Here is a 14,026-nt window from a genome sequence, read left to right on the forward strand (position 1 = left end):
CACTAGATATTTCCTTTTTTCTCCTGTATAATTTATTTCGTGTATCGAAGAAAGGTGAGATTATGTCGGAATATACAGAAGTGAATGTTAATGTAAAGAAAGAGCGAATATGGACGAAAGATTTTGCCCTCATATGTATGGCAAACTTTTTTATTTTTTTAGGCTTTCAAATGACGTTACCTACACTCCCGCTATTTGTTCAACACTTAGGTGGTAGTGATAAATTAATAGGATTTGTAAGTGGGATTTTTATGTTTTCCGCCTTATTGCTACGCCCGTATGCAGGGCATGCGTTAGAATCAAAAGGAAGACGGTTTGTGTACATGTGGGGGTTAGCCATTTTCGTCATTTCTGTAGGTACATACGCGTTTATTGTAAGTATTGCACTTTTAGTTATAATGCGGATTGTTCAAGGTTTAGGGTGGGGCCTTTCTACTACCGCTACTGGCACAATTGCAACCGATTTAATCCCACCAAAGCGCCGTGGAGAAGGAATGGGTTATTTTGGCTTATCGGGAAATATTGCGTTAGCCTTCGGTCCTGCATTAGGACTTACCCTAGTAGGTCATATATCATTCACTCAATTGTTTTTAATGTGTTCTATGTTTGGACTCATTGCTTTAATTCTTTCATCTCGTATTTCGTATAAAAAAGTAGAGCAAGTTGAGGAAAAGTCAATTCCTTTAAAATTTGATATCTTTGAAAAAAGTGCAATCCAACCTTCTATATTGTTGTTTTTTATTACGGTTACATTTGGAGGTATGGCTTCCTTTTTACCGTTATATACTGCGGAGGAAGGCATTAAAGGAATTGAGCTTTATTTCTTTATATTTGCTATGTTTTTGATGGTATCCCGGACATTTGCTGGGCAAATATATGATCGGAAAGGACACATTTACGTCTTTTTGCCGGGTAGCTTGATGATTGCAACGGCTATGTTCTTGCTAGTGTGGATGCCAAATTCAGTTGTGTTGTATACGGCAGCTGCTTTTTATGGGTTTGGCTTTGGAACGATTCAACCCGCGCTACACGCCTGGTCAGTGGAAAAGGCACCAATGAATCGTAGAGGAATGGCTAACGCCACATTTTTCTCATTTTTTGATATGGGCGTAGGGTTTGGAGCTATTGGGTTTGGTTTTATTGCCCATGCCTTTGGATATAGTTTTATATACTTAGTAGGGGCATTCTCTGTGTTTGTATCGATTTCGATATATATTATGTCGTTAATGAAAAGTAAAGCGAAAACATAAGATGTATAAAGGTCTAGGAATCTAAGCAAGTTGATTCTTAGACTTTTTTTATTTTGCAGTAATCAGTCATGTTTATCTCCAATACCCAATATATTGGATATGAAGACATTTAAAACGGTAAAAAGGCTCCCATTAAAAATATACACTTTTAGCTAAAGCAGCATTTCTGCTAACTTATGAGACAAAATCGAGTTGAGAAGTTTCACAATGCTTTATTGTTATCATAATAATACGCTGACAAAAAGAACGCTCCCTATGGTGTTTACCATGGAGAGCGTCATTCTTAAACAGAAATCTTGAGTTTTTTTTCCTCATACATTCGTTTATCAGCTAGACGTACTAAATCGTCTAAGGACTTGCCTTCATTAGGGTACGTAGCAACACCAATTGATATGGTCACTTCTACTTGAAAGTCTTTCAATATTGGCTTTAGACTTTCTTTCCATCGCTGAACCATTTTTTGAGCCCCTTCTTCATTAACCTTAGGTGTAATGACGAGGAATTCATCGCCTCCCCAACGGCAAAGGTAATCAGTATCACGAATATTTTTCTGAATCGCATCCGTTACTTTACAAAGAACCTTATCGCCCATTTCGTGTCCATACTGGTCATTTATCGGTTTAAAGTTGTTAACATCGGCAATAAACAATGTCATCTTATTTGTCTTCTTCTGTAAATTCTTTTTAAAGCACTTCGTTATATAATAACGGTTAAATGCCCCTGTTAAGTGATCTCGTCTTGAATAATATGTAGCCTCATCGTGACGCTTGCCTAAAAAATAAGCTAATAAAATAAACGGAATGTTAAAATAAAACTGTTTATAATGAATTAAGTCAAAACTTACATAATAGTGAATCATCCAACCAATTGTCGTTAGGATGACAAAGGAAACCATTACTATTCTACCTGTATATTTCAATAGGTGCCACTCCTTTGTGCCTATATTCCTAGACGTTATAATCTAATGATACCATATTTTTGGTAAGGTTTAACACCTTATTACCAAACGGAATGTGAAAAACCCGTTTTTGTATGTACAATCGTTTATATTTGGAAGTGTGGCGTAAGGAAAGAGTGGGGGAGGTTGACTTGGATATGAGATTTGGTATTCCAGAAGTGTTTGAAGATGATGTCACGGGAAGTTTGCACTATTTATATGAAAATATGAAACACGTATTAAAAGTGCCAATCGTTAACTTTATGTTCCGAACACTTGCACACTACGATGCGTTTTTACATATGGCATGGAAGCAAGTGGGACCTAACATGTTAACCGTTACAGTAGAAAATGCTGCCAAAGAATTAAGGTTTCCGAATATCTCCTTTCAAGCACCTAAAATTAATTTTAGTTTGGATGATTTACACCGAAGTCAACTTCGTGATGTGATTTTTTTATTTAATTATGTAAATTCGAAGTTGTTACTGATTAGTATAGCATGGGAAGAAAGCTTAGGTTATCGACCAGTATTGGGTGGTAAGGAAACTTTAGGTATTATTCAACCTGGTATTTTAGAAGGTTTACCAAATATACGCTTCGTTCAATTTAAGCAAGCTACTCCTTTTACTCAACAGCTTTTAATGGACATTATGAGAGAGAAGAGAAGTTATGATGTTGCTAGTGATTATAGAGCATTAGCAAACTACCCTGAATTTTTACATTTCTCTTGGAGGCATATTAAGCCGTTTTTACAGACAAATGAATACACTTTGAAGAAACATGAACTCCGGAGGAAAGCAAGAGAATTAGTACATAACCGATTTCCATATCCGGTCACTTTTACCCCTGAACACTTGCATACATTGTATAACCCAAAAGAAGTAGCTGGTATTTTGGGAGTTATATATATGTTTTCCAATTTTATTGCTGAACTTATTATAGATGGAGAGTGCTTTCGTCGTATAATTGAGTGAAATAAGAAGGAGATATCTCCTTCTTATTTTTTGTCATGTTCTTCATAGGCAATGAGAATAATTTCCTCATTCGTCTGTTGACGTAATTCTTGTTCAAATGATTTTAACTTTTCCAGCAACGTATGTGGTAAAGTTGCCGGTTCATATTGTTCTTGCTCCAATCCTTTTCACCTCTTTTTGTATAGAGTACCCGAATAGAATACAAACACTAAGGTAATTTTTATCAATGGGGAGGGCACATCATTTGTCTCTTATGATGTAGTTGGATATACTAAATTCACAAAAATCAAGGATGGTGTATCAACGTGGCAAAACAATATACATGAATATGAGGACGTGAATCAGTCATCAATGACTGGGATGACGATCAGGTGATCGTCAAAAATCATGATAATAGTGTTTTATTAACATTTGATGATGGACCAACGGAATATTTATCAGAAATATTATCGATTTTAGATGAAAAGAATGTACAAGGGGTCTTCTTTTGGCAATCGAATTTACTGACAAATGGAACTCCTTGGAAGCGCGTACTTTCAAATGGTCATTTAATTGGAAGTCATGCCCATTCTCATCCTAACTTTGAGGAATTAATATATGAGGAACAATATGAAGAAGTTCGAAGGTCAAAAGAAATGTTGGAAAAGATGATCGGTAATAGGATAGAAATCTTCCGTCCGCCTTATGGTTTGTATGATTCCAATACGCACAGAGTAGCAAATGAACTTAACTTACGAATTATTTTATGGAAAGTAGCGAGTTGGGACTGGAAACATGGGTTAGATGAAGTAGATGATATTGTTGAGAACGTTGTAGATAATGTTTCAAAAGGTGATATTGTTTTACTTCATGAGCTGCCTCAAACCATAGAAGCATTACCACGGATTATTGATGGAATACGTCAAAAGGGACTTGTTTTAGCAGAACCATCGAAAAAGAGATTTTAATTTGTAAGTACATAAAAAGCCGACAATGTTTTGTCGGTTTTTTCGTTTCTGTAGAGTATCATATTTTAGGGAGGATATACGTATTGATTTACGAAATAGATAATATACGTTAATTGTGAAAGGTGGTTAAGAATGACTAAGATAGTTGATTTAGGTGATGATGTAACGTTAATTGATTTGTTTGATTTAAATATGGAAAGTAGGACAGGTTCCTATGTTCTTCATAGCGAAAAGTTAACGATTGTTGAAACGAGTGCAAGCCCATCTATTCCTTATTTAATAAGGGGATTGGAACAATTAAACATTAAACCGGAGGACATTGAATATGTCATTGTTACTCACATACATTTAGATCATGCAGGTGGGGTCGGTTTATTATTAGAGAAGTGTCCAAATGCAAAAGTCGTCGTACACCCAAGAGGTAAAAGGCATTTAGCTGATCCCTCAAAGTTAATTGCAGGTGCAAAAGCTGTTTATGGAGATAAATTTGCATCGCTTTTCGATCCAATTATTCCAGTTCCCGAAGAAAGGTTAATCACCAAAGAGGAAGGTGAAATATTGGATATTGGTTCCAATAGAGTACTCACGTTCCTAGATACTCCTGGACATGCGAAGCATCACTTTTCTATTTTTGATTCGTATAGTAAAGGGATGTTTACCGGCGATACAATAGGAGTGCTTTATACCCCAACAATACAACACGGATTTGAATTTATTCTTCCTTCTACATCTCCTAATCAGTTTGACCCTGCAGCCATGCTACAATCAATGAAAAAAATAGAAACATTTCGTGTGGACAAAGTGTATTTTGGTCACTATGGACAAACAAACAATCCTCAACTCGTTTATGATCAAATTACTTATTGGCTTCCAAAGTTCATTGTATCAGGTGAACAGGTCGTAGCGGATAATCAAAATGCCAGCTCCGAACAATTAACAGAACTACTTACCAATCAATTACTGAAAATGGTTCAGGAATACCTGGCAGATAGAGGGGTCTCTCCCTCAGATAAAGTGTTCCAATACGTTGAAATCGATATGCCTATTTGTGCAATGGGTATTATCGATTACCTATCGAAACGCTAAATGTTCTACCTATTGCCCAAGAATGTTTCCTCTGATTCGGTGGAATAATATCGAAAAAGGAGGGATTCAGGTGGATGCACAAAGAGCACAAGAAATTATGTCATCACCTTCAATGGCCAATGTAACGTATAACGGAAATCATGTTTATATTGAACATGTCGATCAAGGGGCAGGTAAAGCAACCGTACATCCCATTGATAATCCGGAACACAAACAAAGTGTTTCTGTAGAAGAATTATTGGAGCAATAATCATCCAAAGGATACCAAGAAATCTTGGTATCCTTTTTATTGCGTATAACCAGGTGGAAAACCCGATAAAATAAAACTTATGACCGTTTTGTATATTTTTGATAGGGACTACTCATAGGCATGAATTTCTTTACTAATTATTTTCATTAAAATTATTTTTTAATATTGTTTTGCTCATTATTGAACAAAAGTAATTGTGTTTAACAATTTGGTAATAATGAAGGTAATGTTTACAAGAAGAGACGATAAAATGGACATCTGTAGTAGGAGAGAAATGGAATGAAGGAGTTCGTTGAAAAAAAACATTATATAATCCTGCTAGCGTTAGCTGTCTTAACAGGTTGTGCGATTGTAGGCCAAGCCTATTTATTTGTTTTTATTATAGATAGTGCCTTCTTACAAGGGAGTCATTTTTCTGATTTACTACTGTATTTAGGCTTGCTTTTTGGCGTACTAACAATACGAATATTTTTAAGTTATGTTAGTAAAAGAAAAGGCGTGAAATTAGCAGCAGAAGTAAAGCGAAAGATGAGAAAACAGTTATTCCGGCATTATGTAAGTAGTCCTATGCAAATGTCGATTAGGAATAAAACCGGTGAAAAGGTAAGTATTGTGCTAGATGCAATAGATGAAATGGAAGGGTATTTTAGTCAATATATACCACAAATGATTCAAACGACGGTCATACCTGTTTGTATTTGGCTGGTCGTTTTTTCGCAACATACTACTTCAGCTTGGATCTTACTTATAACAGCACCATTTATCCCACTATTTATGGTTATTATTGGTTTGCAAACGAAAAAGAAATCAGAAGAAAAAATGGAACAGTTAAATGCTTTTTCAGGCACGTTCCTAGATATTCTGCAAGGTATTACTACATTAAAATTATTTAATCAATCGCATCAGCAAAAAACAGTCATTGAGAAAAATAGCCTTCAATTTCGCGATGGAACGATGGAAATTTTAAAAGTCGCATTTGCCTCATCATTCATGTTGGAACTTATATCAATGTTAAGTATAGGGATTGTAGCGTTGGAACTCGCACTTCAGCTTATCATCTTTGAAAATATCTCGTTTTTTGCTGCCTTTTTTATTCTCGTATTAGTACCAGAATTCTTTAATCTTTTAAAGGACATGGGAAGTGCATTCCATAATGGGAAAACGAGTTTAGGTGCTGCGAAGAAAGTGTTACGTGAATTAGAAGTAACAGAAGATAAAATCCAATGGGGAGATAAGGAATTAGTAAAAAGTGCATTGCCGCCAACACTAACAGTTGACCAAGTTACGTTTCAATATGATGATGCACAATTAGCGTTAAATAATATAAGCTTTCATATCGCTTCCAACCGAAGAGTTGCGATTGTCGGTCAAAGTGGAGCAGGAAAAACAACTTTAATGCACTTACTATCTGGTTTATTGAAACCTAATTACGGTCACATTCTCGTAAATGGAACATCATTATTTGATTATAGAGAAGATGAATGGTTTCGCCACATTAGCTATATATCACAGAATCCTTATATTTATGCGGGAAGCATTGCTGAAAACATTGCCATTGGCCGAGAAGGTGATGTTTCGATGGATGAAATTGCAGGAGCAGCGAAACGGGCCGGTATACTACCGTTGGTTCAATCATTCAAACTAGGCTTTGCTACAAAGATTGGGGAGACAGGCAGAGAACTTTCCGGTGGAGAAAAACAACGTTTGGCCATTGCAAGGGCCTTTTTAAAAAAACCATCTCTAATTTTATTTGATGAACCAACTACAGGTCTTGACCTTTATACGGAGCAAATACTCCAACAATCGATTAACATTTTAGCCGAGCATGCCACTATGATTACTATCGCTCATAGACTTCACACGATACGAGATGCCGATGTTATTCTATATTTGAAAAACGGTGAGTTGGTTGGAAAAGGAAACCATGAGGAGCTTTTAGAGTCTGTTCCAGAATATAGGGAAATGATATCGCTTCAGAGAGGTGGGAGGAAAGCAACATGAAAGAATTAATCATTGTTATAAAGGTGACGATGATGGAAAAAAAGGATATTATTTTGACAATCCTATTTGGATATATGGCAGGAATAACTGCTGTTGGACTATTTGCTTCTAGTGGTTATTTAATTTCAAAGGCAGCTATAACCCCTACGATCTTTGCATTGTCTATTTTAATTGCTACGGTAAAACTGCTTGGGTTTACTAGAGCGGTAAGCCGCTATGCCGAGAGATACTTTTCCCACCGTGCCACCTTTACAATGTTAAGTAATATACGTGTTACATTTTTTGAAAAGATTGAACCGATTGCTTTGCGAATATCTCAAAAGTATCGGAGTGGTGATCTCCTTTCTAGATTCGTTGGTGATGTTGAAAGTTTACAACACTTATTTTTACGGGTTTTGTATCCACCTTTCGTTTTAGTTATGGTCTTTTTTAGTACCATATTTTTTACAGCTTTCGTAAATATACAAGTTGCAGCCGTTTTATTTGTTGGATTAGTTTTTACGGTCATCATTGTGCCGGCAATATTTACTTTAAGACAACAAAAAATTGATCAACATATTCGGGAAGGAAGAGGAAAGTTATCTACTGAGATTACGGAATTTTTATATGGCTTTCGAGATTTAAAGATTTTTCGGAAATTAGAACAAAGAAGTGAACAATTACAACAGTTATCAGATCATTATATTGAAGAACAAGAGCGTGAAGGAATCAATAAATTATATAGCCAGTCCATCAATTCTTTTGTTTCTTTACTAATCGCATGGATTGTTCTCAGTCTAGGCGTATATTTTGTTTCAAATGGTGATTTGAGCGGTATGGTACTAGCAATGTTAGTTATGATATCTTTAACCGTTTTTGAAGGAGTTGTTCCAATGGCTTCATTTCCCATCTACTTTCAAGATAATCAACATGCTGCGCAACGACTGTTTTCTGGAATAGAACGGGATGGAGAAAAGAGTAACATGGACAAGGTTCATCTCGACCGAACTCAACCTGTAGACATAAAAATAAACAATCTCTCTTTAACATTCCCAGGGGAATGGCGAAGTACATTAAAGAAAGTGTCAATTCATATTCCTGCAGGATCAAAGGTTGCCATAGTGGGACCTAGTGGATCAGGAAAATCCACGTTGCTAAAGCTACTGCTCAAATTTTATACCGTTGAGGAAGGGGGAATAAAAATTAACGACACCCCGATTCAAAAAGTAAATGAAGAATCAATTTGGGAACTTGCGAATGTCGTTCTGCAAGAAAATCATTTTTTTCATGGAACAGTTAGAGATAATTTACTGTTAGCAAAAGATGGGTTAACCGACATGGAAATGAACTTGATACTATCAAAGGTTCGTTTACATACCATTTCTTTAGATGATGTTGTAGAAGAGAAAGGCGAAAACCTTTCAGGAGGAGAAAAGCAAAGGTTAGCTATTGCCAGAGCGATGCTCAAAGGAGGACAACTTTGGTTATTAGATGAACCAACGTCTTCTGTAGACGCAGTAAATGAACATCATATTTTTGAACATATATTTAAAGAAGCTAAAGATGACACGCTCATTTTCGTTAGCCATCGGTTAACAGAATTAGAAAGAATGGATAAAATTGTCGTTATGGATGAAGATACTATTGTTGAAAGTGGTTCATACGAGGAATTGATGGATAGGAAAGGATATTTTTATGAAATGAAGCAAATTGAAAAAGAGTTATTCATGTAAGCTAAGTCTCGTTTGGACTTAGCTTACTTCGCGTAAAAAGAGATAGTTTATTACCAACGAAGTCTATTTAATACAGCAGACAATTGGTTCAACCTGTTAGATTCAAGTCCCCAATACCGAATTTCTTCTTTTATATCATTCAATCTTCCATAACCTTTTACGAATCCATTTAACCGTGCTGTAATTGTTGCATCTGTAAACGATTCTTCGTCAGGAAATATGGTGCGTAAAGTTTCGGCAGCTTTCTGATACCGTTTTAAAAAGTACTTTTGATGGTAGTTTTCTGCAATATAAAAGGTTTTGTAAGGTTTCATTTCTGTTTGTATCGTTCCATTTAGCCGGCTTTCCCATTCACGTTTTAGTTTAGCTATCGTTTTTTCTTGTTGCTCACTATGAATTAAAAGCAATGAGATGTATTGTTTACCCTTATACTGTTGTTTTCGTAATGGATTATGATTCCCCCAAAATGTGTGTAAAATATCTTCAAAAGTGATTAAACCAGGGTCATATTGAATTTGGATGGATTCTGTATGATCTCCTATATTACGATACGTTGGGGACGGTGTTGAGCCCCCAGTATAACCAACCCGAGTTTGAACGACACCTTTTAAATGCCCGAACCGAGCATCTACTCCCCAAAATCATCCCATTCCCAATGTTGCAGTTTCAACATCACCTTTTAAATTGTAGTTTTTCATTTTATCCCCCTTAATCTAATCTGATGTTTCACTTGGGATACCCTTTAATGTAATCTGATCAATTAAAGCAAACCTATAAAGTGAAGGCAGTATAAAACTGTAATTAATATCATACCGACTACTAAGGCGAAGAGCATGTTTTGTTTAATTAATATACGAGCAGGTTGATTTAACAGTCGAGACGTAAGGAGAATCTGTCCTGAAAAAGGCGAAGTTTGGGTTGCTACTGTCCACGAAACTAAGAGACAGAGTGCCATGTAGATTGAACTCACCCCTAAACTTTCTGGTGCTATCCCACTTCCAATACCGACGATAATGATAACCGGGTGTATACCGATTTGGGCCAATCCCATCATCATGATAACAATGAGTAGACTTATAAGATATATAGATCCAAAGGATATTGTTAAAAGAAAATCCGCAATTGTGTTTCCAATATTCGTTTGCGCTAGGGCAAGCCCAAAGAATCCAGCACTAATAAATACGGCTAGTTCATTTTTCACCTTTATAAAAGATGTTTGTACTTGTTCGGAAACTTCTTTTAGATAAGAAGATGTTGTATGCGTAACGAGTGCCCACAAAATCGGAAAGATGAGTGCAAGAATACAAACAATCGTGAGCATGTTGACTGGGAGAAGTACGTCTAGTATAAAGGATAACCCTACTAATGTAACACTAAACAATATGAATGGAAGCATGGAAAGTCGTTCAGTATAATCTTGGTCCGTTTCAGTGATGTCGGGGTCATTGTCAAACTGAACCCTTTTAAAGAACAACCAAGTCATCATAATATAAACAGTTGCCATGATAAAACCGTATCCTCCAATTTGAAACCATGACAATTGAAAGACAATTAATACAAGACCAACATTTACAAAGTAAGGAGACCATAGCATACTTACTCCAAACCCCCGCATAATGTTTAACGTTAATTTCTTACTCTGGTAGTTTGATAAACTTTCTTCTGCTATCCGTTTCACAATGGCAATTGACCCGTAGTTTAATAAAACACTTATGAACGCCGTTAAAATAAAACTGAAACGATATGGGTGTTGCTCTCCTAGTTTTGCTTGTACGACAGACTTCAGTGCGTCCAAATAACCAGCTGTCTTCATAAAGATGCCAATTAAAGGGATTAACAAAAAGAGAGCAAGTATCTTAATGTTTTCTCCAAACCCAAGAATAGCCTGCTGGATTGTCATGTTTTCAACATAGATACAAATCGTTCCTATGAGTAATAATACAAAAACGATTATTTTGTTAATAGTTGAGATATAGAAAAAAGCTACCCCAAGCAATAAAGCACTTAATACACTGTACGTGTATGCAATTGTTTCATTAGGGGATAGTGTTTCAAATAAATACATCGTTGTTGTTATATAACATAGTAAACCGAATAAACGGCTTATAGGATGTAATTCAGTGCTAGTCATATTTTAACCTCTACCTTTTGATATATTTCTATTGAAACATATTCTATCATACTGAATAAAGAAAATATTGATATATACAATGAAAGTTAGATGAAAAGAAGGAATTTCGAGTCTTTTATGTAAATATAACTTATAATGTAAGCGCTTTATTTAAAGCGTTGGGAGTATGACTTTAAAAGGAGGTATTAGATGCTTAAACGTTTCACGAATTTATCAAATGCAGTCATGCAACGCTATTTACCTGATCCTTATTTATTTGTTGTGATCTTAACCATTGTTGTATTTCTGATGGGAATAGTGGTTGTAGGAAGCACTCCAGTAGAGATGGTGGAATATTGGGGGGATGGCTTTTGGGATTTATTAACCTTTTCCATGCAAATGGTTCTCGTATTAGTAACAGGATATGTTTTAGCGAGTAGTCCCGTATTTAAAAAAGGATTAGCCTTTATAGCAAGTTTTGTAAAGACACCTGGTCAGGCCATTATCGTGGTTACCCTCGTCTCTCTTTTAGCCAGTTGGATCAATTGGGGGTTTGGACTTGTTATAGGAGCCCTTTTTGCAAAAGAGTTAGCAAAAGTAGTTGATAAGGTAGATTATCGTCTATTAATTGCCAGTGCTTATAGTGGTTTCTTAGTTTGGCACGGCGGTTTAGCAGGGTCAGTGCCGTTAACCATTGCAACGGAAGGTCACTTTACAAGTGAAATGATTGGGATTATTTCAACAAATGAAACGATTTTTTCAACATTTAACCTCTTCATCGTATTGTCACTCTTCATCGTTATTCCAATCGTAAATCGCTTCATGATGAATTCAGAAACTGCAGTATATGTAGATAAGTCATTATTTGATGATAGTCCAACAGCAGCAACTGTTGAAAAGGTGGAGAATCGTACCCCAGCTGAACGGGTAGAAAATAGTTGGTTACTGTCCATGATTATCGGATTATTAGGTTTATGGTTTATCATTAAATATTTCTTCGCAAATGGCTTTAGCTTAAATTTAAATATTGTAAACTTTATTTTCTTGTTTTTAGGTATATTGTTACACGGGACACCGCGGAAATATATTGATAGTGTTACTGACGCTGTTAAAGGTGCTAGCGGTATTATCATTCAGTTCCCATTTTACGCGGGTATTATGGGGATGATGGTCTCCTCTGGTCTGGCATCGAAAATTTCAGAATGGTTTGTTACATTTTCAAATGAATTTACCTTCCCATTCTTTGCTTTTATTAGTGCTGGTATTGTTAACTTTTTTGTTCCGTCAGGTGGAGGACAATGGGCGGTTCAAGCACCTATTATGTTAGAAGCGGCAAAGGATCTAGGTGTCGATTATGCGAAGACAGCTATGGCAGTAGCGTGGGGAGATGCTTGGACAAATATGATTCAGCCATTTTGGGCTTTGCCAGCACTAGCTATTGCAGGCTTAAAGGCGAAAGATATTATGGGATTTTGTTTCATTGTCATGGTCATAAGTGGAGTATTTATCACTATTGGGCTATTGTTTATGTAATCATAGAAAAAGCTGCTTCGTATTACACTAAACCGTTCTGTTTTGGAGTACAAAATTACAAATAGTCGGTTAAAACGCAATATATTTAGAAACAGAAATAGCAATGAAAATCACATTATAATTGGCACTAAAAACGCTCAGATTTTTTAATCTCTGAGCGTTTCTTTTTATTGTCTTCTTCAACTAAAGCCCCCAATAGCGAAATAAACTGACTTCAATTTCTATAAAAACTACTGAAGATTTTCTGCTTTCTGTTTAAGATAAAAAATATATTTAACCAATCCAGCTGCGATTAGAGAAAAGATAATATTTGCAATGATTGATAAAATAGCAATGTCCTTAACCTCTATAATCACCGAATATAAATAGCCTATAAAGCCGCTCATTAGCACGAAAAGAATAATGTTCAAACGAGGAAATAAAAAACTAATCAATCCACTTAAAAGCAACACCAACATAATCATCACAAGAAAATGCCAATATAAAAGAAAATAAAATGCCAATTTAACTCCTCCAAGCAACCTATTTTAAATATATATTAGCACAAAGAAAATTCAGTGACTTTCTTCAACATAACTGTCCCTTTACTTGAACAAGAAAAGCCATTCTCCTTCTTGAAGAATAGCCCCCGTTTATGGAATATTATCACCTGCTACCTTACCTATTTTTCACTTCTTTCAAAACGAATGTCTCACGCTTCAACCAACTATTTTTCTCAAATTCTTTTATAAGATTTTCATTTTGCTTAATTGCATCATCCAAGGATACCCATTTTGGAGTAAACCCCAGTATGGACTCGTAATCATCTAATTGTTGAGTGAGTTTTTCTTCGTTTGTTAATTCACAAAAGTAATAGTGCGAAGTCATCTGGAATAATACATTATTGTCATATTCGTCAACTTTCCGTTCAATTACTATGCCAACCTTGTCTTTGACAATACAGTTAATGTAACCAGTTTCTTCTCTCACTTCTCGTATCAATCCATTATAGTGGCTTTCATTATCTTCAACTCCGCCTCCAGGAAATTTATAGTCCCCTCTATTTGATTGAACTAGTAGAATATTATTGTTAGTAATTAAAATAGCTCTGACTGCTTCCCTCTGAATGGTGCCCATGAAATTTTTAATTTTTGGCTCTTCTAGAATTTTATTAAAATTCAAATTTTCACCTCTTAATCTTATTCCATTAACCTGCCTCTTTAGTGCAATAACTTTTTCTCATTCAT

The 14,026-nt window shown here is 35.6% G+C and carries 12 protein-coding genes and 1 pseudogene; 8 read left to right on the forward strand and 5 right to left on the reverse strand.

What is annotated here, in order from left to right; genetic code table 11:
• The first annotated feature begins 62 nt into the window (after nt 1-62).
• Complete coding sequence (locus NLW78_RS02430) at nt 63-1,250, forward strand: MFS transporter (protein WP_254495171.1); 1,188 nt, start codon at nt 63-65, stop codon at nt 1,248-1,250.
• Between the two features lie 283 nt (nt 1,251-1,533).
• Here NLW78_RS02430 and NLW78_RS02435 read toward each other — a convergent pair whose 3' ends face one another.
• Nucleotides 1,534-2,169: a GGDEF domain-containing protein gene (locus NLW78_RS02435; RefSeq protein ID WP_254495185.1), complete on the reverse strand. Its 636-nt coding sequence runs from the start codon at nt 2,167-2,169 to the stop codon at nt 1,534-1,536.
• A gap of 176 nt (nt 2,170-2,345) precedes the next feature.
• Here NLW78_RS02435 and NLW78_RS02440 point away from each other — a divergent pair, with 176 nt between their 5' ends.
• Nucleotides 2,346-3,161 (forward strand): halocarboxylic acid dehydrogenase DehI family protein, encoded by an 816-nt coding sequence (locus NLW78_RS02440; RefSeq protein WP_254495189.1) that lies wholly within the window; start codon nt 2,346-2,348, stop codon nt 3,159-3,161.
• 23 nt (nt 3,162-3,184) lie between these two features.
• On the opposite strand, the gene NLW78_RS02445 is transcribed toward NLW78_RS02440, so the two are convergent.
• A complete protein-coding gene (locus NLW78_RS02445; RefSeq protein ID WP_254495192.1) occupies nt 3,185-3,322 on the reverse strand; it encodes a hypothetical protein in 138 nt (45 codons plus the stop codon).
• A gap of 210 nt (nt 3,323-3,532) precedes the next feature.
• On the opposite strand from NLW78_RS02445, the gene NLW78_RS02450 reads away from it, so the two are divergent.
• The 5 genes from NLW78_RS02450 to cydC all read left to right on the forward strand — a co-directional run bounded on the left by NLW78_RS02450 (nt 3,533) and on the right by cydC (nt 9,157).
• The gene (locus tag NLW78_RS02450) at nt 3,533-4,108 is read left to right on the forward strand and encodes a polysaccharide deacetylase family protein (RefSeq protein WP_254495194.1); all 576 of its coding nucleotides are present in this window, start codon (nt 3,533-3,535) and stop codon (nt 4,106-4,108) included.
• 132 nt (nt 4,109-4,240) lie between these two features.
• Nucleotides 4,241-5,194, forward strand: a complete 954-nt coding sequence (locus NLW78_RS02455; protein ID WP_254495197.1) for an MBL fold metallo-hydrolase — start codon at nt 4,241-4,243, stop codon at nt 5,192-5,194.
• 70 nt (nt 5,195-5,264) lie between these two features.
• Entirely contained in the window at nt 5,265-5,444 is a 180-nt protein-coding gene (locus tag NLW78_RS02460; protein ID WP_254495199.1) for a small acid-soluble spore protein H, read from the forward strand.
• A gap of 279 nt (nt 5,445-5,723) precedes the next feature.
• Nucleotides 5,724-7,445, forward strand: coding sequence for a thiol reductant ABC exporter subunit CydD (gene cydD / locus NLW78_RS02465; protein ID WP_254495210.1), 1,722 nt, complete (start codon nt 5,724-5,726; stop codon nt 7,443-7,445).
• Complete coding sequence (gene cydC / locus NLW78_RS02470) at nt 7,442-9,157, forward strand: thiol reductant ABC exporter subunit CydC (protein WP_254495212.1); 1,716 nt, start codon at nt 7,442-7,444, stop codon at nt 9,155-9,157. The genes cydD and cydC overlap by 4 nt, the downstream gene beginning before the upstream one ends.
• A gap of 50 nt (nt 9,158-9,207) precedes the next feature.
• On the opposite strand, the pseudogene NLW78_RS02475 reads toward cydC, so the two are convergent.
• Together NLW78_RS02475 and NLW78_RS02480 are read right to left on the reverse strand one after the other, a co-directional pair.
• Nucleotides 9,208-9,786: pseudogene (locus tag NLW78_RS02475) on the reverse strand (peptide-methionine (S)-S-oxide reductase); the annotation flags it as partial.
• A gap of 131 nt (nt 9,787-9,917) precedes the next feature.
• Nucleotides 9,918-11,288, reverse strand: a complete 1,371-nt coding sequence (locus tag NLW78_RS02480) for a hypothetical protein (protein ID WP_254495213.1) — start codon at nt 11,286-11,288, stop codon at nt 9,918-9,920.
• A 189-nt stretch (nt 11,289-11,477) separates the two neighbouring features.
• On the opposite strand from NLW78_RS02480, the gene NLW78_RS02485 reads away from it, so the two are divergent.
• Nucleotides 11,478-12,800, forward strand: a complete 1,323-nt coding sequence (locus NLW78_RS02485) for a short-chain fatty acid transporter (protein WP_254495215.1) — start codon at nt 11,478-11,480, stop codon at nt 12,798-12,800.
• Nucleotides 12,801-13,457: 657 nt separating this feature from the next.
• On the opposite strand, the gene NLW78_RS02490 is transcribed toward NLW78_RS02485, so the two are convergent.
• Nucleotides 13,458-13,961: an NUDIX hydrolase gene (locus NLW78_RS02490; RefSeq protein ID WP_254495217.1), complete on the reverse strand. Its 504-nt coding sequence runs from the start codon at nt 13,959-13,961 to the stop codon at nt 13,458-13,460.
• Nucleotides 13,962-14,026: the final 65 nt, after the last annotated feature.

Origin of the sequence: Salirhabdus salicampi (assembly GCF_024259515.1) — a bacterium.
Taxonomy (GTDB): domain Bacteria; phylum Bacillota; class Bacilli; order Bacillales; family Alkalibacillaceae; genus Salirhabdus_A; species Salirhabdus_A salicampi.